This is a genomic window from Petrotoga sp. DB-2 (assembly GCF_054051725.1).
Genome location: NZ_JBSVZD010000016.1, coordinates 31,564 through 47,098 on the forward strand (window position 1 = coordinate 31,564; position 15,535 = coordinate 47,098).

Here is a 15,535-nt window from a genome sequence, read left to right on the forward strand (position 1 = left end):
AAGGAGGTTCTTTACTGAATGAGAAGAAGAACTGCTGAGAAAAGAAACATAGTTCCAGATCCCGTTTACGGAGATATTTTACTTTCTAAATTTATAAACAGGTTAATGTATGATGGGAAAAAATCTTTAGCTCAAAAAATAGTGTATTCTTCTTTGGAAAGATTGGCTGAAGCCACAAAAGAAGATCCAATAGAGGCTTTTCATAAAGCGATAGATAATGTTAAACCTGTGGTAGAAGTAAGATCAAGAAGGGTTGGGGGTTCAACATATCAAGTGCCTTTTGAAGTACCTGAAAACAGAGCCACATCTTTAGCTATAAGATGGATAGTTACTTCTGCACAATCAAAAAAAGGAAGAGATATGATTAGTAAATTATCTCAAGAACTGATAGACGCGTACAACAATACGGGACCTGCCGTAAAAAAGAAAGAAGACGTTCACAGGATGGCTGAAGCGAATAGAGCTTTTGCACATTTCAGATGGTAGTATAGCAGTTTTAGGAGGGATTGTTTTGAAAGAAAGATTATACCCCATAGAAAAAATAAGAAATATAGGAATAGTTGCGCATATAGATGCAGGGAAAACAACTACTACCGAAAGAATTTTGTTTTATGCGGGGACAAAACACAAATTAGGGAATGTTGATGAAGGTACAACTGAAACAGATTGGATGGATCAAGAAAAAGAGAGAGGGATTACCATAACCTCCGCTGCAACGTCCGCCTTTTGGAAGGATCATAGGATAAATATAATTGATACACCAGGCCACGTTGATTTTACGGTTGAGGTGGAAAGATCCTTACGTGTTTTAGATGGGGCGGTTGCCGTTTTTGACGCTCAAGTTGGAGTTGAACCACAATCTGAAACTGTTTGGCGGCAAGCTGACAGGTACAGAGTGCCGAGAATTGCTTTTATGAATAAAATGGATAAAATAGGAGCGAATTTTTTTAACGCTATACAAACAATGAAAGATAAGTTGGGTGCGAATCCTGTTGCTTTGCAAGTTCCAATAGGTTCTGAGTCGGATTTTGAAGGTGTAGTTGATTTACTAACTATGGAAGCACTTTATTGGAAAGATGAAAGTGGCCAAACAATCGAAAGAACCAGTATTCCAGATGATTTAATAGATTTTTGTGAATCGAAGAGAGAAGATTTAATTGCCGCAATTGCAGAGGTTGATGAAGATATAATGGAACTTTATATAGAAGAGGAAGAAATTCCCCTGGCTAAATTGAAAGAAGCGATAAGAAAAGCCACTATTCAAAACAAAATAGTACCTGTTTTTTGTGGAAGTGCTTTTAAAAACAAAGGTATACAACCCGTGTTGGATGGAGTTATCGATTATCTGCCGTCGCCATTAGATATGCCCCCTGTTAAGGCGTTTGATGAAAGGACGGGGGAATATGTAAAAGATATTCATCCTTCCAAAGACGAAGATTTTTTTGCGTTGGCTTTTAAAATAATGGCGGACCCTTTTATTGGTAAATTGACTTTTGCTAGAGTTTATTCCGGTACTTTAAATAAGGGCAGCTACGTGGTCAATACAACTAAAAATAAGACAGAAAGGGTATCTAGACTTGTTTTTCTCCATGCTGACAAAAGGGAAGAAGTTGATTACATAAGGGCTGGAGACATTGTTGGATTAATTGGCTTAAAGGATACTTCTACAGGGGATACACTCTCAGATAAAGAATGTAATATAGTTCTAGAAAAACTTGAATTCCCAGAACCTGTTATTTCGGTCTCCATAGAACCTGAAACCAAAGATGATGAAGCAAAATTGGGTAAAGCCCTAAATGCATTAACAGAAGAAGACCCAAGTTTAAGAAGCTACGTCGACCACGATACTGGAGAAACCATATTATCTGGAATGGGAGAATTGCACTTAGAAATTATCATTGAGAGAATTAAAAGAGAATACAAGGTGAACGTTAAAGTAGGTCAGCCGCGTGTAGCATATAAAGAAACAATAAAACTTCCAGCCGAAGCTGAAGGTAAATATATAAGGCAAACTGGAGGTCGTGGGCAGTACGGACATGTTAAACTTAGAATTGAACCGCTGCCTTTGAATAGCGAAAAAGAATTCGAATTTGTTGATAAAATAGTGGGAGGAGTCATACCAAAAGAATATATACCAGCCATAGAGAATGGTGTTAAGGAAAGTATGCAAGATGGCGTCTTATTGGGATATCCCATGGTGGCTATTAAAGTGGAAGTTTTTGATGGTTCATACCATGAAGTTGACTCTTCAGAAATGGCCTTTAAAATAGCTGCATCTATGGCTTTTAAAGATGCAGTAAAGAGAGCCAAACCCGTTTTGTTAGAGCCTGTCATGAAAGTGGACGTTACAACTCCTGAAGAATACATGGGAGATATAATTGCCGATTTAAGCTCAAGAAGAGGAAGAGTAGAGAGTTTTGAAAACGTGGGAGGAACGAATACCAGAATAATACATGCCCATGTTCCATTATCAGAATTATTCGGATACGCCACAGTAATGAGATCTCTTTCGCAAGGAAGAGCAACCAGTTCGATTCAATTTTCTCATTATGAGGAGGTTCCGGAGCAAGTAACTCAAAAACTCTTAAGTAGAGAATAAGTTCAATAATAATTTATAAGGAGGAGATAGAACAATGGCTAAAGAGAAGTTTGTTAGGGAAAAGACACACATGAACGTAGGAACTATCGGTCATATTGACCACGGGAAAACAACTTTAACCGCCGCTATATCCAAGGCTTTATCTTACAAAGGCTGGGCAGATTTTACACCTTTTGACATGATAGATAAAGCTCCTGAAGAAAAAGCAAGGGGAATCACCATCAACGTTTCACACATTGAATATCAAACAGAAAAAAGGCATTATGCACATATAGATTGTCCAGGTCATGCGGACTACATAAAAAATATGATAACTGGGGCAGCTCAAATGGATGGAGCTATTTTGGTTGTAGCCGCAACTGATGGTGTTATGCCACAAACAAGGGAACATGTTTTGTTGGCAAGACAGGTTAACGTTCCCGCTATAGCTGTTTTTATAAACAAAGTTGACATGGTTGATGACGAAGAATTAATAGACTTAGTAGAAATGGAAGTTAGAGATCTCCTAAGTAGCTACGAATTTCCTGGAGATGAAGTCCCAGTTGTTAAAGGTTCTGCCCTAAAAGCATTGGAAGAAGACAGCCCAGACGGTCCTTGGACACAAAAGATATACGAACTTCTAGATGCGATTGATAATTACTTTCCAGATCCAGTCAGAGAAACTGATAAGCCTTTCTTAATGCCCATAGAAGATATTTTCAGCATTACTGGAAGGGGAACGGTTGTTACTGGAAGAATCGAAAGAGGTGTTGTTCACACTGGAGATCAAGTTGAAATAGTTGGTTTGAGCTATGAAACAAAAAAGACTGTTGTAACCGGTGTTGAGATGTTTAGAAAGATATTGGATGAAGGTGAAGCTGGAGACAACGTCGGATGTCTTTTAAGAGGTATAGAAAAAGATGAAGTAAAAAGAGGTCAAGTCCTCGCCGCTCCAGGTTCAATTACTCCTCACAAAAAATTCAAGGCTGAGGTATACGTATTGAAAAAGGAAGAGGGAGGAAGACACACACCCTTTACCAAAGGTTACAGACCTCAGTTTTATATTAGAACAGCAGACGTTACAGGAACTCTTGTAGAATTTTCCAGCGGTGCAGAGATGGTAATGCCTGGTGACAATATCAATATGACAGTAGAACTGATTTACCCTGTAGCCCTTGAAGAAGGGATGAGATTCGCTATAAGAGAGGGTGGAAGGACAGTAGGAGCCGGTGTTGTTACAGAAATAATTGAATAATCAATTTGAATGTATTATTGTACGGGGAGCTTCAGCTCCCCTTACTAATGAGTTAAAAGGAGGCTTTTTAAAAAAATATGGCCAATAATAAGTACATAAAAATTAGATTGAAAGGATACGACCATAGATTACTAGACGAATCATCAAAAAAAATTATTGATGCCGTAAAAGATACCGAAGCTAAAGTTTCTGGTCCTATTCCATTACCAAATAAGAGAACTGTATATTCGGTAATAAGATCCCCACACAAATATTCATATTCAATGGAACAATTTGAAAAAGTTGTTCATAAAAGAGTTATATATATCTACAATGCTTCATCAGATACGGTTACTAAACTGTTGAAAGTCAATATTCCAGCAGGAGTATCTGTAGACATAAAGGCTTAATGCCATTGTAAATCTAAAAAAATTAAGACGGATATCATTCGGGCTCTGGAGGTGTGAAAATGAAGAGTATTTTAGGTAAAAAAGTTGCAATGACACGAATTTTTAAAGACGATAAAGCCATCCCGGTGACAGTTATCAAAGCTGGACCATGTGTGGTAGTTCAAAAGAAAACCGTAGAAACAGATGGATATAACGCTATACAGATAGGTTTTGAAGAGATACCGGAAAGAAAAGCAAACAAACCATTGATGGGTCACTTCAAAAAGGCACAAGTGCAACCCATGAGATATTTAAGGGAATTTAGAGTAGACAATGTCGATGATTACGAAATCGGTCAAAAAATTGATGTATCAATTTTTTCTGAAGGAGAAAAGATTGATTTAATAGGTAAATCAAAAGGCCGAGGATACTCAGGAGTTATGAAAAGATGGAACTTTTCAGGGGGAGAGAAAACTCACGGTTCAAAATTTCATAGAGATCTAGGATCAACAGGAAATGCATCCTATCCTTCTAAGGTATTCAAAGGGAAAAAAATGGCTGGTCAATACGGAAATGAAAGGGTAACCATTCAAAACTCAGAGGTAGTTTACATTGATGTACAAAACAATCTAATAGCGGTCAAAGGTGGAGTCCCAGGAGCGAGGGGCGGATTGGTAACAATAAGAGAAGCCGTTAAGGCTAAACGCCCAAAAATGAAGTAAGGAGGTCAATTAAGAAATGTCACAGATAGATGTATACAACATTAAAAATGAAAAAGTGGGAACGTTAGATATTAAAGATGAAATTTTTAATATCGATCCAAATATGGATGTACTATATAGATACGTGGATATGCAATTAACCAACAAAAGGGCAGGTACAGCTTCGACAAAGACTAGAAGTGAAGTCAGGGGAGGAGGCCGAAAACCGTGGCCTCAAAAGCATTTAGGTAGAGCAAGAGCCGGATCAATTAGATCTCCTATTTTCCGACACGGTGGAGTAGCTTTTGGACCAAAACCTAGGGAATTTCACAAAGATCTCAACAAAAAAATGAAAAGATTAGCATTAAAATCTGCATTGAGTGTCAGGTATAGAGAAAATAACTTAATTGTTTTGGATGATGTTAAATTTGAAAAACCTAGAACAAAAGATGTAAAAAATATTTTGACCCAATTTGGTATGGATGGTACAAAGGTCTTATTTTTATTTCCTTATAAGCAAGAACAATACGAAAACTTCAAATTGTCTGCAAGAAATTTACCAAAGGTGAAAGTAATTATTGCTGATAATCCTGGGCAAAATAAAAAAAATGTGGATGGTTTGAATGTATTTGATTTAATAAACAATGAGAAAATTGTACTTACCAAAGAAATGGTGAATAAAATCGAGGAGGTGATCGGCTGATGGAGCTTCAAAAAGCGTACGATATTATTACTAGGCCGATCTTAACAGAAAAAACTTATTCTCTCATGCAAGAACGAAAATATACATTTGAAGTTGCGAAAGATGCTACCAAACCAGAAATAAAGGAAGCCATCGAAACAATATTCAAAGTCAAAGTAGAGAAAGTGTACGTAATGAATATGAAGCCGAAACCGAAAAGATTAGGAAGAAGTGAAGGATATACAAGAGGATGGAAAAAAGCAATAGTTAAATTAGGAGAAGGTTACGTAATTAGAGAATTGCAAGGCAGTTTGTAAGAGAGGTGAATAAATAATGGCGTTAAAACAATACAAACCCGTAACACCAACGCGAAGATATATGACGACTTCTGATTTTTCCGAATTATCAAAAGTCAAACCCGAAAAAAGTTTGTTGGAACCTTTGAAAAAAACTGGAGGAAGGAACCATTACGGTCGAGTTACAATGAGGCATCGTGGTGGTGGACATAAAAGAAAATACAGAATAATCGACTTTAAAAGGAATAAAGAGAATATTCCTGCAAAAGTTGCTTCAATAGAATACGACCCCAACAGAAGTGCAAGGATAGCTCTATTGGTATACGCCGATGGGGAAAAAAGGTATATATTATCTCCCAAAGGTTTAAAAGTTGGAGAAACTGTAATGAGTGGTGCAAATGCTGAAATCAAAGTTGGTAACTGCTTACCTTTGGAGAACATTCCTTTGGGTACACTTGTGCACAACATAGAATTTGAACCAGGCAGAGGTGGAAAAATAGCAAAATCTGCAGGGACCTATGCTCAGTTAATGGCTAAAGAAGGTAAATATGCACTTTTAAAAATGCCTTCTGGAGAATTGAGAAGGGTTCGTTTGAGTTGTATGGCTACCATCGGTGTAGTAAGCAACGAAGAACACTCCAATGAAGTTTACGGTAAAGCAGGAAAAACTAGATGGTTAGGAAGAAGGCCTAAAGTAAGAGGTATGGTACAAAATCCAGTAGACCATCCAATGGGTGGTGGAGAAGGAAGGAGCAAAGGTCACATTCCTAAATCCCCATGGGGGACCCCTGCTAAAGGATATAAAACAAGAAGAGGAAAAAAACAATCCGATAAATTTATTGTAAGAAGAAGGGTAAAGTAGACACTTTGGATGGGAAGCGTGGCAAAGGGGCGCTAACAGAAGTTTTAGAGTTTCTAAAGTGTCTAAAACATAAAAAGCAAGGAGGTGCAGTAGGTGGGAAGATCTTTAAAGAAAGGTCCATATGTTCATCCGAGTCTTATTAAAAAAATTAGAGAGATGAACGAAAAGGGTGAAAAAAAAGTCATTAAAACTTGGTCAAGAGCTTCAATGATCCTTCCAGAAATGGTTGGGCACACAATAGCAGTTCATAACGGAATGAAACACATACCGGTTTATATAACTGAACAAATGATCGGTCATAGATTAGGTGAATTTTCTCCAACCAGAAGGTTTGGAGGGCATCCGGACAAAAAAGCGGTTAAAGGAAAGTTAGAAAAGCAAGGTTGAGGAGGGTAGTTTATGGCTACTAATAATGTTTCCAGAGTTCAAGAAGATGGTAGAAAAGTAAAAAGGTCTGTTTATCATAGATTGAGAAAAGAAAAAGAAGCTGCTGAACCAATTGTTGAAGCTAGGGCAGTTACAAAGTATGTAAGAATATCACCAAAAAAAGTTAGATCCATGGCCAACTCAATAAGAAATAAAGATATAAGTGAAGCACTTCAAATACTCACTTTCAGTCCAAAAAAATCAGCACGTATACTATACAAAACTTTGATGTCCGCGATAGCCAACGCCGAGAATAATTTTGGGTTGAACGCTGAAAATCTTTATGTTTCTGAAATAATGGTGAATGAAGGCCCTAGACTAAAAAGACTATGGCCAAGGTCTCATGGAAGAGCAGATATTCTTCAAAAAAGAATGAGCCATATTTATATAACCGTGAGAGACAAAAGTGCCGATAAATAAAGTGAGGTGAATTAAGTGGGATCAAAAGTGCATCCAAACGGCTTCAGGCTTGGAAACAATAAAAATTGGAAATCTGTATGGTTTAACGAAAAGAATTATTCTGATTATTTACATGAAGATGAAAAGATAAGAAATTATCTAAAATCAAATTACGAAGCTGCCGGAATTTCAGATATATTAATTGAAAGACCCAGCGATTCGTTAATAAGAATAGATATCTATGGTGCAAGACTAGGGATTTTGATCGGACGAAAAGGTTCAGAGATAAAAAAAATTAGAGATGATTTGAAAAACATAGTGGGCGATAAAAATGTTAAGGTCTACGCTCAAGAAGTAAAAAATCCTTACGTTGATGCTCAACTCATAGCTGAAGATGTATCGGGTCAACTTCAAAGAAGGGTTTCGCACAAAGTTGCCATGAAAAGAGCTATAAGCAACGCCATGAGAAGAGGCGCTAAAGGCGTGAAAATTATGGTTTCTGGCAGGCTTGGTGGTGCTGAAATAGCAAGAACAGAATGGTATATGGAAGGAAGATTACCTCTTCAAACCTTAAGATCAAACATAGATTACGCTATCGTTCATTCTCAAACTAAATACGGCACCATAGGAATAAAGGTATGGGTCTATCATGGAGATACGATAATTCAATAATGTTACCAAATGGATGGGCTACCAGATGAAGAGGCAAAGTCTTCTGCTCATCCTAAAAGGTAAGGAGCGGAGTGAAGATATCTTTCCCCATCCTTATGGATGGAGCTACGAGATGAAGGGACAAAATATTGTGTTCTTCCTTATGGGTGGGGAGCGGGGCAAAGGGGCGCTAAAGCATGCTAAAGATCGTAGAAATGGTAAAAAAGGAGGAAATCCTAAATGTTAATGCCTAAAAGAGTGAAATACAGAAAACAACAACGCGGAACAGTCAAAGGAATGACAAAAGGTGCTAGTTTGGTACATTTTGGTGACTGGGGATTAAAAGCGATGGAAAGTTCATGGATAACCGCTCAACAGATAGAAGCATGTAGGTTATCTATGGTTAGAACCTTAAAAAGAACAGGAAATATTTGGATTAACGTTTTTCCAGATAAACCAGTAACTTCCAAAGGTATTGGAACAAGGCAAGGAAAAGGTAAAGGTGATGTAGAAGGTTGGGTAGCGGTTGTAAAGAAGGGAAGGGTAATGTTTGAGATAGGTGGAGTCGATGAAGCAACTGCCAAAAGGGCCTTAGAGTATGCCGCCTCCAAGCTACCGATAAGGACTAAGATAGTTCAAAGATATGAAATAGGAGGGGAGCTCTGATGAGAATAACTGAGATGAGAGAATTAACAGACGAAGAGCTCAATGAAGAATTAAACAATTTAAAGGAAAAATTATTTCAATTGAGGTTTCAACTTGAACTTGGACAACTAAAAAATTCTTCAAGTATCAAGCAAGTAAAGAAAGATATAGCTCGAATAAAGACCATCCTCAAAGAAAGGGAACTCGGAATAAGGAGGTAAATTTCATGTCTAAAAAGATAATAACGGGAAAAGTTGTCAGCAATGCGATGGACAAAACGATAACGGTAGAAACAGACAGACTTACCAAACATCCCAAATACCACAAATTTGTTAAAAAAACCAGAAGATACCATGCACATGACGAAAATAACGAATGTGAGATCGGTGATATTGTTGAAATAGAAGAATCTAGAAAGCTTTCCAAAACAAAGGCTTTTGTTTTAAAAAGAATTGTGAGAAAAAATATTTTATCGGAAGAAGTTGAAACACCCGAGTCAGTTGAAGAAGAAGTACAAGAAGCCTTTGGAGGTGAGGTTGATGGTACAACTAGAGAGTAAAGTTAGAGTCGCTGATAACTCTGGAGCAAAAGTTTTAAGAGTTATTAAAGTACTCGGAGGATTTCATAAATCAAAAGGAACCGTTGGAGACACCGTTGTTTGCTCCGTTAGGGAAGCCATACCTCACACAGATTTGAAAAAAGGTCAAGTAGTTCAAGCCGTTATTGTCAGAACGAAAAAAGAGATAAAAAGGAAAGATGGAACCTATATTAGATTTGATGACAATGCTGCAGTACTGGTTGATAAAAATAAATTACCTTTAGGGACGAGGGTTTTTGGCCCAGTAGCCAGAGAAGTGCGGGAAAAAGGCTATGCGAAAATAGCATCGTTAGCAAAAGAAGTTTGGTGAGGTGAAAATATGTATAAAATAAAAAGAGATGACACTGTAATAGTAATTTCTGGAAAAGATAAAGGAAAAAGAAGCAAAGTTTTAAGGGTTATACCAAAGGATAAAAAAGTTATTGTAGATAATGTAAACGTCGTCAAGAAACATCAAAGGCCCACTCAAAAGATGAGGGAAGGGGGAATTATCGAGCAACCCAGTCCTATTGATATTTCAAACGTTATGTTAGTTTGTCCAAATTGTGATCAAAAAACAAGAGTGGGATTTAAATTTCTTGAAGATGGAAGTAAAGTAAGATATTGCAAAAAATGTGGTGAAATAGTAGAGAAATCTTAATTCATTCAAATTTTGAAAACTTGTAAAAATCAAGTAGGTAAGGTAAGAACCAAAAAGGAGGACTATCAATGGAGAAAGTTCAGTATATACCTCTGAAAGACAGGTACAAAGAAGTAGTAATTCCCTCTATGATGAAAGAATTTAACTACAAAAACGAATTACAAGTCCCAAAACTTGTGAAGATAGTTGTTAATATGGGAGTTGGAGAAGGCTCTAGGAACAGAGCTGTTGTTGAAAAACATGCTCAAGAGTTAACAAAGATAGTCGGGCAAAAAGCCTTAATAACCAGGGCAAAGAAAAGTGTTGCCAATTTTAAGGTTAGAGAAGGGATGCCAATAGGGGTAAAAGTAACTTTGAGAGGATGGAAAATGTATAATTTCTTGTATAAATTAAATCATGTTGTATTACCAAAATTGAGGGATTTTAGAGGATTACCATCCGATTCTTTCGATGGAAGAGGTAATTATACCTTTGGAATTCCCGAACAACTAATTTTTCCAGAAATTAGGCCTGATGACATAAATAGAGTTCAAGGTATGGATATAACAATCGTTACCACAGCAAAAACTGATGAAGAAGCCAGGAAATTACTAGAATATTTTGGTTTCCCGTTACAAAAAAAATAAATGGAGGGTGTGAGTAATGGCAAAAAAGGCACTTATAGAAAAATCTAAAAGAACCCCAAAGTATAAAACAAGAGAATACTCACGATGTAAGGTTTGTGGTAGACCAAGAGCTGTTTATAGAGAATTTGGTTTATGTAGGATATGTTTCAGAGAAAAAGCTCTAGAAGGTAAACTTCCTGGAGTTAAGAAGGCTAGCTGGTAAGGAGGGAAAAACGAATGTGGAGCGATCCGGTAGCTGATATGCTAACCAGAATAAGGAATGCCAATTCGGTGTTCAAAGAAAGTGTTGAAATACCCGCTTCGAACTTAAAAAGAGACATTTTAGAAATAATGAAAAAAGAAGGATTTATCAATGATTATAAATTTATAGACGATGGTAAGCAAGGAATACTCAAAGTCTATCTAAAGTACAAAGGTACTAGAAGAGACAAAAAACCTATAATGGAAGGAATCATAAAGGTTTCAAAAAGCGGAAGAAGAGTATATGTTAATACCCGTAACATACCAAAAGTCAAAGGTGGATTAGGTATAGCTATACTCTCAACGTCCTTAGGAGTAATGACCGATAAGGAAGCGAGAGATAAAAAAGTTGGTGGAGAAGTAATCTGTTATGTATGGTGAGGAGGTGCCTAGATGCCACAATCGAGAATAGCTGATAAACCAACAATTATTCCTGATGGTGTAGAATTATCTGTGGATGGACAAACAATAAAAATCAAAGGTAAAAACGGTGAATTAAGTCTAAATTTACCCGAATATTTAGAAATTAATAGAGATAACAACGAATTAATGATTAAGTCAAAAGAAGGCGTGGTTAAAAGAAGTTCCGACGAAAAACGATTAAAAGCGCTCAGAGGCACGTTCACATCTCATGTGAGAAACATGATTAAAGGTGTAACTGAAGGATACCAAAAAGAATTGGAGATTACTGGTATTGGGTACAGAGCGCAACTTCAAGGGAAAAATTTAGTCTTGAATATTGGTTATTCAAAGCCGGTAGAATTTCCGGTGCCTGAAGGAATAACAATAGAGGTTCCACAACCCACACGAGTGGTGGTTAAAGGTATAGATAAATACAAAGTTGGAGAAGTCGCTGCAAGAATAAGAAGTTTGAGAAAAGTTAACGTATACAGCGGTAAAGGTATAAAATACGTTGGAGAAAGTGTTTTAAGAAAAGAAGGAAAGAAAGTTTAAAACATTTCCGCAAAGGAGGTCCCTTTTAAATTGATAAAACAATTAGACAAAAAAGCCCTTAGACGAAAAAGGCATTTAAGAGTGAGAAAAAACGTTAGAGGAACACCAGAAAAACCAAGACTAACAGTTTTTAAAAGTCAAAAGCATATATACGCTCAAATAATAGACGATACCAAAGGTGTCACATTGGTGTCTGCTTCAACAACCCAAAAACAATTGAAAGAAAAATTAGAAAAAACATGGGATGAAAACGCTGCAAAAGAAGTAGGGAAACTTATAGCTGAAAAAGCAAAAGAAAAAGGTATAACAGAAATAGTTTTTGATAGAAGCGGTTACAAATACCATGGAAAAGTAAAAGCTCTTGCTGAAGCAGCAAGAGAAACGGGCTTAAAGTTTTAGGAGGTGTTGGTAATTTATGCCGAGCGATCAGAAAGTAAAAGCTACTGATGCTGCAAATGAATTAGAAGAAAGAGTAATCGAAATTCGAAGGGTCAGTAAAGTAACTAAAGGTGGAAAAACTATTTCATTTCGAGCTGTTTCAGTAGTAGGTAATAGAAATGGAAAAGTAGGATTAGGAGTTGGGAATGCCCGGGAAGTTCCACAAGCCATCAGAAAATCAATTGAAAATGCAAAGAATAATATAATAGAAGTCCCCGTTAGAAATGGAACCATTCCTTACGAAACAATCGGTGAACAAGATGCTTCCACCGTATTACTGTTCCCAGCAGGGCCAGGTACCGGTGTTATAGCTAGTTCAGCTGTAAGAGCCGTTGTTGAATTAGCAGGAATAGATAATATTCTAAGTAAATCCATTAGTTCAACGAACGTATTAAATTTAGCTAAAGCCACTTACAATGGATTAAAAAAGCTAAGATCTCCTCAAGAAATTGCAAAGTTGAGAGATTTAACTGTAAAACAAGTATTTTTTGGTGCACACGAGGGGGTATGAGCGATGTCAAGCCTAAAAATAAAATTAGTAAGAGGAAGAGCAGGTAAGAACAAAAGACAATTAGCTACTCTCGATGCTTTAGATTTAACTAGAAAAGATAAAGTAGTAATAAAACCTGACAATCCCCAAATTAGAGGAATGATAAGGACTGTACATCACTTAGTTGAGTGGGAAGAAATCGATTCTTAATTAAACAAACTGTAAATAAGGAGGCTATATACATGCCACTTAAAATTGAAGATCTAAAACCTACACCAGGATCAAGAAAACCCAAAAAAAGGTTAGGAAGAGGAATTGGCTCAGGATTAGGAAAAACATCCGGAAAAGGGCACAAAGGTCAAAAGGCTAGAGGAAGTGGTAAAATCGGTAAAGCCTTTGAAGGTGGACAAACAAACATTATTAGAAGGACTCCAAAATTTGGATTTTCTAATAAACCATTCAAAAAAGTATATTCTGTTGTAAACGTAGAAACATTAGAAAAGTATTTCTCAGAAAATGAAGAAGTAACTCCAGATATACTTCTAGAAAGGAAAGTAATAAAAAAATTGAACGATGGAGTAAAAATATTAGGAAAAGGAGAAATATCAAAACCTCTTGTTGTCAAAGCTAACTTTTTCTCTCAAACTGCTAGAGAGAAAATTGAAGCTGTTGGCGGGAAAATAGAGGTGATTGAATAACATGTTCAAAGCCTTTAGGAACGTTTTTAGGATTCCTGAATTAAGGGATAGGGTTATATTCACCTTTTTAGCGTTGATAGGGTTTAGGATAGGTATTTACATCCCCATTCCGGGAATAAATATTGAGGCATGGCAATCTGCTTTAAGTGGAGCAGCCCAAGGAGCGGTTGGAGGATTCATCGGTTTTTTTGACGTTTTTGCTGGGGGAGCATTAAGCAATTTATCTATATTTGTTCTCTCAGTAACACCCTATATTACAGCTTCGATCATTTTTCAACTTCTCTCTTCTATAATACCTAGTTTAAAAGAAATGTTGAGAGAAGGTGAAAGTGGGAGAAAAAAATTCGCTCATTACACCAGGATGTTAACGTTAGTGTTAGCTTTTGGGCAAGGATTATTAATGTCCATAGCTGCCAACAATTACAGATCCCCCAACCTATCACCAGTCCTCTTTGTAACTTTAGCAACCGTTTCTATAGCAGCAGGAACGATGTTTTTACTATGGATAGGTGAATTAATCACCGAAAAAGGAATAGGAAACGGAGTATCTGTTTTAATATTTGCAGGTATAGTATCGAGGTATCCTACATATGCAGCAGAAGCTCTCATAGGTTTAACTCCATTAGAATGGATACTCTTAGCGGCTGTTGCCATATTTATAGTAATAGCCGTGGTAGCGGTTCAAACCTCTGAAAGAAGAATTAATATTCAGTATGCAAAAAGAGTGGTCGGCACCAAAATTTATGGAGGTTCCTCAACATATTTACCTATTAAAGTAAATGGTGGAGGGGTAATTCCAATAATCTTTGCTTCGGCTATCATGACTCTACCCAGTATGATTGCTGGAGTGACCAACACGACGGTAGACGATAGGCTATTCGCCATAGGTGCTCCACTTTACCTTGTGTTGTATGGTTTGTTGGTTTTCTTTTTTACATACTTCTACAGTTCTGTTGTTATGGATCCAAACGATGTAGCTGATAATATAAGAAATTATGGTGGGTTCATACCAGGTTTAAGACCAGGAAAGCCGACTGTTAATTACATTACTTCAGTTATGACGAGGGTAACATTCATAGGAGCTATCTTTTTGGTTGTAATCGCTTTGGTTCCCTACTTTATCAGAGGTGCTTCAGGGATGCAGCAAATCTGGATAGGTGGTACCAGTACCCTAATAGCAGTAGGAGTTGCTTTAGACATAGTTCAACAGATGGAGCAACACATGATAGTTAGACAGTATGAAGGTTTTATGAAAAAAGGAAGGCTACGAGGAAGGAGATGAATTTTCATTGAGACTTTTATTTTTCGGACCCCCTGGTGCAGGTAAAGGAACCCAAGCAAAAAGGGTAGCCAAGGAGTTTGATGTTGTACATATATCCACCGGAGATATTTTAAGAGACGCTGTTAGCAAAGGTACAGAATTAGGTAAAAAGGCTAAAGCAATTATGGATCGTGGTGAATTAGTTTCAGATGAAATAATGAATAGTTTGGTAAAAGAAAAATTGGAAGAATTAGATTCTTTTATTCTTGATGGTTATCCTAGAACTTTAGATCAAGCAAAATTTTTGGATCAAGCAACAAAAGAGTTAAAAAAAGAAATAGATGCGGCAGTACTAATCGACGTTTCCGAAGAGGAAATAGTAAAAAGGATAAGTAATAGAAGGGTCTGCCCAAACTGTGGAAAAGTATATAATTTAATTACACTTAAACCAAAAGAAGACGAAAAATGTGATGTATGTGGTACAAAATTAATTCAAAGAGACGATGACAAAGAAGAAGTAGTCAGAGAAAGGTATAAAGTATATAAGAAAAATACCGAGCCCGTAATAGAATATTATAGAAAAAATAACAAAATAATTACAATAGACGGTGTCCAAAATATTGAAGACGTTACAAAAGAATTGTTTAATATTACCCACTTCAGAAATAGGTCAAAGCAACGATTAACTAAAGGTAAATTAAGTTAAGGCAAGAAGAAAAAGAACTAA

The 15,535-nt window shown here is 36.7% G+C and carries 26 protein-coding genes; all 26 read left to right on the forward strand.

Features of this window, described 5'->3' with window-relative positions; all coding sequences use genetic code 11:
* The first annotated feature begins 18 nt into the window (after positions 1 to 18).
* Positions 19 to 486, forward strand: a complete 468-nt coding sequence (gene rpsG, locus ACW9JY_RS06595) for a 30S ribosomal protein S7 (RefSeq protein WP_103076399.1) — start codon at positions 19 to 21, stop codon at positions 484 to 486.
* 25 nt (positions 487 to 511) lie between these two features.
* A complete protein-coding gene (fusA, locus tag ACW9JY_RS06600; RefSeq protein ID WP_103065583.1) occupies positions 512 to 2,599 on the forward strand; it encodes an elongation factor G in 2,088 nt (695 codons plus the stop codon).
* Between the two features lie 34 nt (positions 2,600 to 2,633).
* On the forward strand, positions 2,634 to 3,833 hold the full coding sequence (gene tuf / locus ACW9JY_RS06605) for an elongation factor Tu (protein WP_103065582.1): 1,200 nt from the start codon (positions 2,634 to 2,636) through the stop codon (positions 3,831 to 3,833).
* Positions 3,834 to 3,910: 77 nt separating this feature from the next.
* The gene (gene rpsJ, locus ACW9JY_RS06610) at positions 3,911 to 4,222 is read left to right on the forward strand and encodes a 30S ribosomal protein S10 (RefSeq protein WP_103065581.1); all 312 of its coding nucleotides are present in this window, start codon (positions 3,911 to 3,913) and stop codon (positions 4,220 to 4,222) included.
* Between the two features lie 59 nt (positions 4,223 to 4,281).
* Positions 4,282 to 4,923, forward strand: coding sequence for a 50S ribosomal protein L3 (gene rplC, locus ACW9JY_RS06615; protein WP_103065580.1), 642 nt, complete (start codon positions 4,282 to 4,284; stop codon positions 4,921 to 4,923).
* A 16-nt stretch (positions 4,924 to 4,939) separates the two neighbouring features.
* Positions 4,940 to 5,605 carry a 50S ribosomal protein L4 gene (gene rplD / locus ACW9JY_RS06620; RefSeq protein WP_103065579.1) on the forward strand — a complete coding sequence of 222 codons (666 nt, stop codon included), beginning with the start codon at positions 4,940 to 4,942 and terminating at the stop codon, positions 5,603 to 5,605.
* Positions 5,605 to 5,901, forward strand: coding sequence for a 50S ribosomal protein L23 (gene rplW, locus ACW9JY_RS06625; RefSeq protein ID WP_103076397.1), 297 nt, complete (start codon positions 5,605 to 5,607; stop codon positions 5,899 to 5,901). Before rplD ends, rplW begins: the two co-directional genes overlap by 1 nt.
* Positions 5,902 to 5,917: 16 nt before the next feature.
* Entirely contained in the window at positions 5,918 to 6,742 is an 825-nt protein-coding gene (gene rplB / locus ACW9JY_RS06630; RefSeq protein ID WP_103076396.1) for a 50S ribosomal protein L2, read from the forward strand.
* 93 nt (positions 6,743 to 6,835) lie between these two features.
* Entirely contained in the window at positions 6,836 to 7,129 is a 294-nt protein-coding gene (gene rpsS / locus ACW9JY_RS06635; protein ID WP_103076395.1) for a 30S ribosomal protein S19, read from the forward strand.
* A 12-nt stretch (positions 7,130 to 7,141) separates the two neighbouring features.
* Positions 7,142 to 7,588, forward strand: coding sequence for a 50S ribosomal protein L22 (rplV, locus tag ACW9JY_RS06640; RefSeq protein ID WP_103076394.1), 447 nt, complete (start codon positions 7,142 to 7,144; stop codon positions 7,586 to 7,588).
* 15 nt (positions 7,589 to 7,603) lie between these two features.
* Complete coding sequence (gene rpsC / locus ACW9JY_RS06645) at positions 7,604 to 8,239, forward strand: 30S ribosomal protein S3 (RefSeq protein ID WP_103076393.1); 636 nt, start codon at positions 7,604 to 7,606, stop codon at positions 8,237 to 8,239.
* A gap of 219 nt (positions 8,240 to 8,458) precedes the next feature.
* Positions 8,459 to 8,884 (forward strand): 50S ribosomal protein L16, encoded by a 426-nt coding sequence (rplP, locus tag ACW9JY_RS06650; protein ID WP_103076392.1) that lies wholly within the window; start codon positions 8,459 to 8,461, stop codon positions 8,882 to 8,884.
* On the forward strand, positions 8,884 to 9,084 hold the full coding sequence (gene rpmC, locus ACW9JY_RS06655; RefSeq protein ID WP_103066435.1) for a 50S ribosomal protein L29: 201 nt from the start codon (positions 8,884 to 8,886) through the stop codon (positions 9,082 to 9,084). Before rplP ends, rpmC begins: the two co-directional genes overlap by 1 nt.
* A 5-nt stretch (positions 9,085 to 9,089) precedes the next feature.
* Positions 9,090 to 9,422 (forward strand): 30S ribosomal protein S17, encoded by a 333-nt coding sequence (gene rpsQ, locus ACW9JY_RS06660; RefSeq protein ID WP_103076391.1) that lies wholly within the window; start codon positions 9,090 to 9,092, stop codon positions 9,420 to 9,422.
* Complete coding sequence (gene rplN, locus ACW9JY_RS06665; RefSeq protein WP_103076390.1) at positions 9,403 to 9,771, forward strand: 50S ribosomal protein L14; 369 nt, start codon at positions 9,403 to 9,405, stop codon at positions 9,769 to 9,771. Before rpsQ ends, rplN begins: the two co-directional genes overlap by 20 nt.
* Positions 9,772 to 9,780: 9 nt before the next feature.
* Positions 9,781 to 10,101 carry a 50S ribosomal protein L24 gene (rplX, locus tag ACW9JY_RS06670; protein ID WP_103076389.1) on the forward strand — a complete coding sequence of 107 codons (321 nt, stop codon included), beginning with the start codon at positions 9,781 to 9,783 and terminating at the stop codon, positions 10,099 to 10,101.
* Between the two features lie 68 nt (positions 10,102 to 10,169).
* Positions 10,170 to 10,727, forward strand: coding sequence for a 50S ribosomal protein L5 (gene rplE, locus ACW9JY_RS06675; protein WP_103076388.1), 558 nt, complete (start codon positions 10,170 to 10,172; stop codon positions 10,725 to 10,727).
* Positions 10,728 to 10,743: 16 nt separating this feature from the next.
* Positions 10,744 to 10,929, forward strand: coding sequence for a type Z 30S ribosomal protein S14 (locus ACW9JY_RS06680; RefSeq protein WP_103076387.1), 186 nt, complete (start codon positions 10,744 to 10,746; stop codon positions 10,927 to 10,929).
* A 14-nt stretch (positions 10,930 to 10,943) separates the two neighbouring features.
* Entirely contained in the window at positions 10,944 to 11,348 is a 405-nt protein-coding gene (gene rpsH, locus ACW9JY_RS06685; protein WP_103076386.1) for a 30S ribosomal protein S8, read from the forward strand.
* A 12-nt stretch (positions 11,349 to 11,360) separates the two neighbouring features.
* Positions 11,361 to 11,921: a 50S ribosomal protein L6 gene (rplF, locus tag ACW9JY_RS06690; RefSeq protein WP_103076385.1), complete on the forward strand. Its 561-nt coding sequence runs from the start codon at positions 11,361 to 11,363 to the stop codon at positions 11,919 to 11,921.
* Between the two features lie 30 nt (positions 11,922 to 11,951).
* Positions 11,952 to 12,320 carry a 50S ribosomal protein L18 gene (gene rplR / locus ACW9JY_RS06695; protein WP_103076384.1) on the forward strand — a complete coding sequence of 123 codons (369 nt, stop codon included), beginning with the start codon at positions 11,952 to 11,954 and terminating at the stop codon, positions 12,318 to 12,320.
* Between the two features lie 16 nt (positions 12,321 to 12,336).
* Entirely contained in the window at positions 12,337 to 12,870 is a 534-nt protein-coding gene (gene rpsE / locus ACW9JY_RS06700; RefSeq protein WP_103076383.1) for a 30S ribosomal protein S5, read from the forward strand.
* 3 nt (positions 12,871 to 12,873) lie between these two features.
* Positions 12,874 to 13,059: a 50S ribosomal protein L30 gene (gene rpmD, locus ACW9JY_RS06705; protein WP_103066425.1), complete on the forward strand. Its 186-nt coding sequence runs from the start codon at positions 12,874 to 12,876 to the stop codon at positions 13,057 to 13,059.
* Between the two features lie 32 nt (positions 13,060 to 13,091).
* On the forward strand, positions 13,092 to 13,547 hold the full coding sequence (rplO, locus tag ACW9JY_RS06710; protein ID WP_103076382.1) for a 50S ribosomal protein L15: 456 nt from the start codon (positions 13,092 to 13,094) through the stop codon (positions 13,545 to 13,547).
* Position 13,548: 1 nt separating this feature from the next.
* On the forward strand, positions 13,549 to 14,829 hold the full coding sequence (gene secY, locus ACW9JY_RS06715; protein ID WP_103076381.1) for a preprotein translocase subunit SecY: 1,281 nt from the start codon (positions 13,549 to 13,551) through the stop codon (positions 14,827 to 14,829).
* Positions 14,830 to 14,836: 7 nt separating this feature from the next.
* Positions 14,837 to 15,514 carry an adenylate kinase gene (locus tag ACW9JY_RS06720; protein ID WP_457283786.1) on the forward strand — a complete coding sequence of 226 codons (678 nt, stop codon included), beginning with the start codon at positions 14,837 to 14,839 and terminating at the stop codon, positions 15,512 to 15,514.
* The last annotated feature ends 21 nt before the right edge of the window (positions 15,515 to 15,535 follow it).

Bases quoted from the DNA above. Each gene is read 5' to 3' on its own strand.
- rplX (WP_103076389.1), top strand. From the start codon at position 9,781: ATGTATAAAATAAAAAGAGATGACACTGTAATAGTAATTTCTGGAAAA.
- ACW9JY_RS06680 (WP_103076387.1), top strand. From the start codon at position 10,744: ATGGCAAAAAAGGCACTTATAGAAAAATCTAAAAGAACCCCAAAGTAT.
- rplE (WP_103076388.1), top strand. From the start codon at position 10,170: ATGGAGAAAGTTCAGTATATACCTCTGAAAGACAGGTACAAAGAAGTA.
- rplO (WP_103076382.1), top strand. From the start codon at position 13,092: ATGCCACTTAAAATTGAAGATCTAAAACCTACACCAGGATCAAGAAAA.
- rpsE (WP_103076383.1), top strand. From the start codon at position 12,337: ATGCCGAGCGATCAGAAAGTAAAAGCTACTGATGCTGCAAATGAATTA.
- rpsH (WP_103076386.1), top strand. From the start codon at position 10,944: ATGTGGAGCGATCCGGTAGCTGATATGCTAACCAGAATAAGGAATGCC.
- rplN (WP_103076390.1), top strand. From the start codon at position 9,403: ATGGTACAACTAGAGAGTAAAGTTAGAGTCGCTGATAACTCTGGAGCA.
- rpmC (WP_103066435.1), top strand. From the start codon at position 8,884: ATGAGAATAACTGAGATGAGAGAATTAACAGACGAAGAGCTCAATGAA.
- rplP (WP_103076392.1), top strand. From the start codon at position 8,459: ATGTTAATGCCTAAAAGAGTGAAATACAGAAAACAACAACGCGGAACA.
- tuf (WP_103065582.1), top strand. From the start codon at position 2,634: ATGGCTAAAGAGAAGTTTGTTAGGGAAAAGACACACATGAACGTAGGA.
- rpsG (WP_103076399.1), top strand. From the start codon at position 19: ATGAGAAGAAGAACTGCTGAGAAAAGAAACATAGTTCCAGATCCCGTT.
- rplC (WP_103065580.1), top strand. From the start codon at position 4,282: ATGAAGAGTATTTTAGGTAAAAAAGTTGCAATGACACGAATTTTTAAA.
- rplW (WP_103076397.1), top strand. From the start codon at position 5,605: ATGGAGCTTCAAAAAGCGTACGATATTATTACTAGGCCGATCTTAACA.
- secY (WP_103076381.1), top strand. From the start codon at position 13,549: ATGTTCAAAGCCTTTAGGAACGTTTTTAGGATTCCTGAATTAAGGGAT.
- rplF (WP_103076385.1), top strand. From the start codon at position 11,361: ATGCCACAATCGAGAATAGCTGATAAACCAACAATTATTCCTGATGGT.
- rplD (WP_103065579.1), top strand. From the start codon at position 4,940: ATGTCACAGATAGATGTATACAACATTAAAAATGAAAAAGTGGGAACG.
- rpmD (WP_103066425.1), top strand. From the start codon at position 12,874: ATGTCAAGCCTAAAAATAAAATTAGTAAGAGGAAGAGCAGGTAAGAAC.
- rpsQ (WP_103076391.1), top strand. From the start codon at position 9,090: ATGTCTAAAAAGATAATAACGGGAAAAGTTGTCAGCAATGCGATGGAC.
- rpsJ (WP_103065581.1), top strand. From the start codon at position 3,911: ATGGCCAATAATAAGTACATAAAAATTAGATTGAAAGGATACGACCAT.
- rplB (WP_103076396.1), top strand. From the start codon at position 5,918: ATGGCGTTAAAACAATACAAACCCGTAACACCAACGCGAAGATATATG.
- rplV (WP_103076394.1), top strand. From the start codon at position 7,142: ATGGCTACTAATAATGTTTCCAGAGTTCAAGAAGATGGTAGAAAAGTA.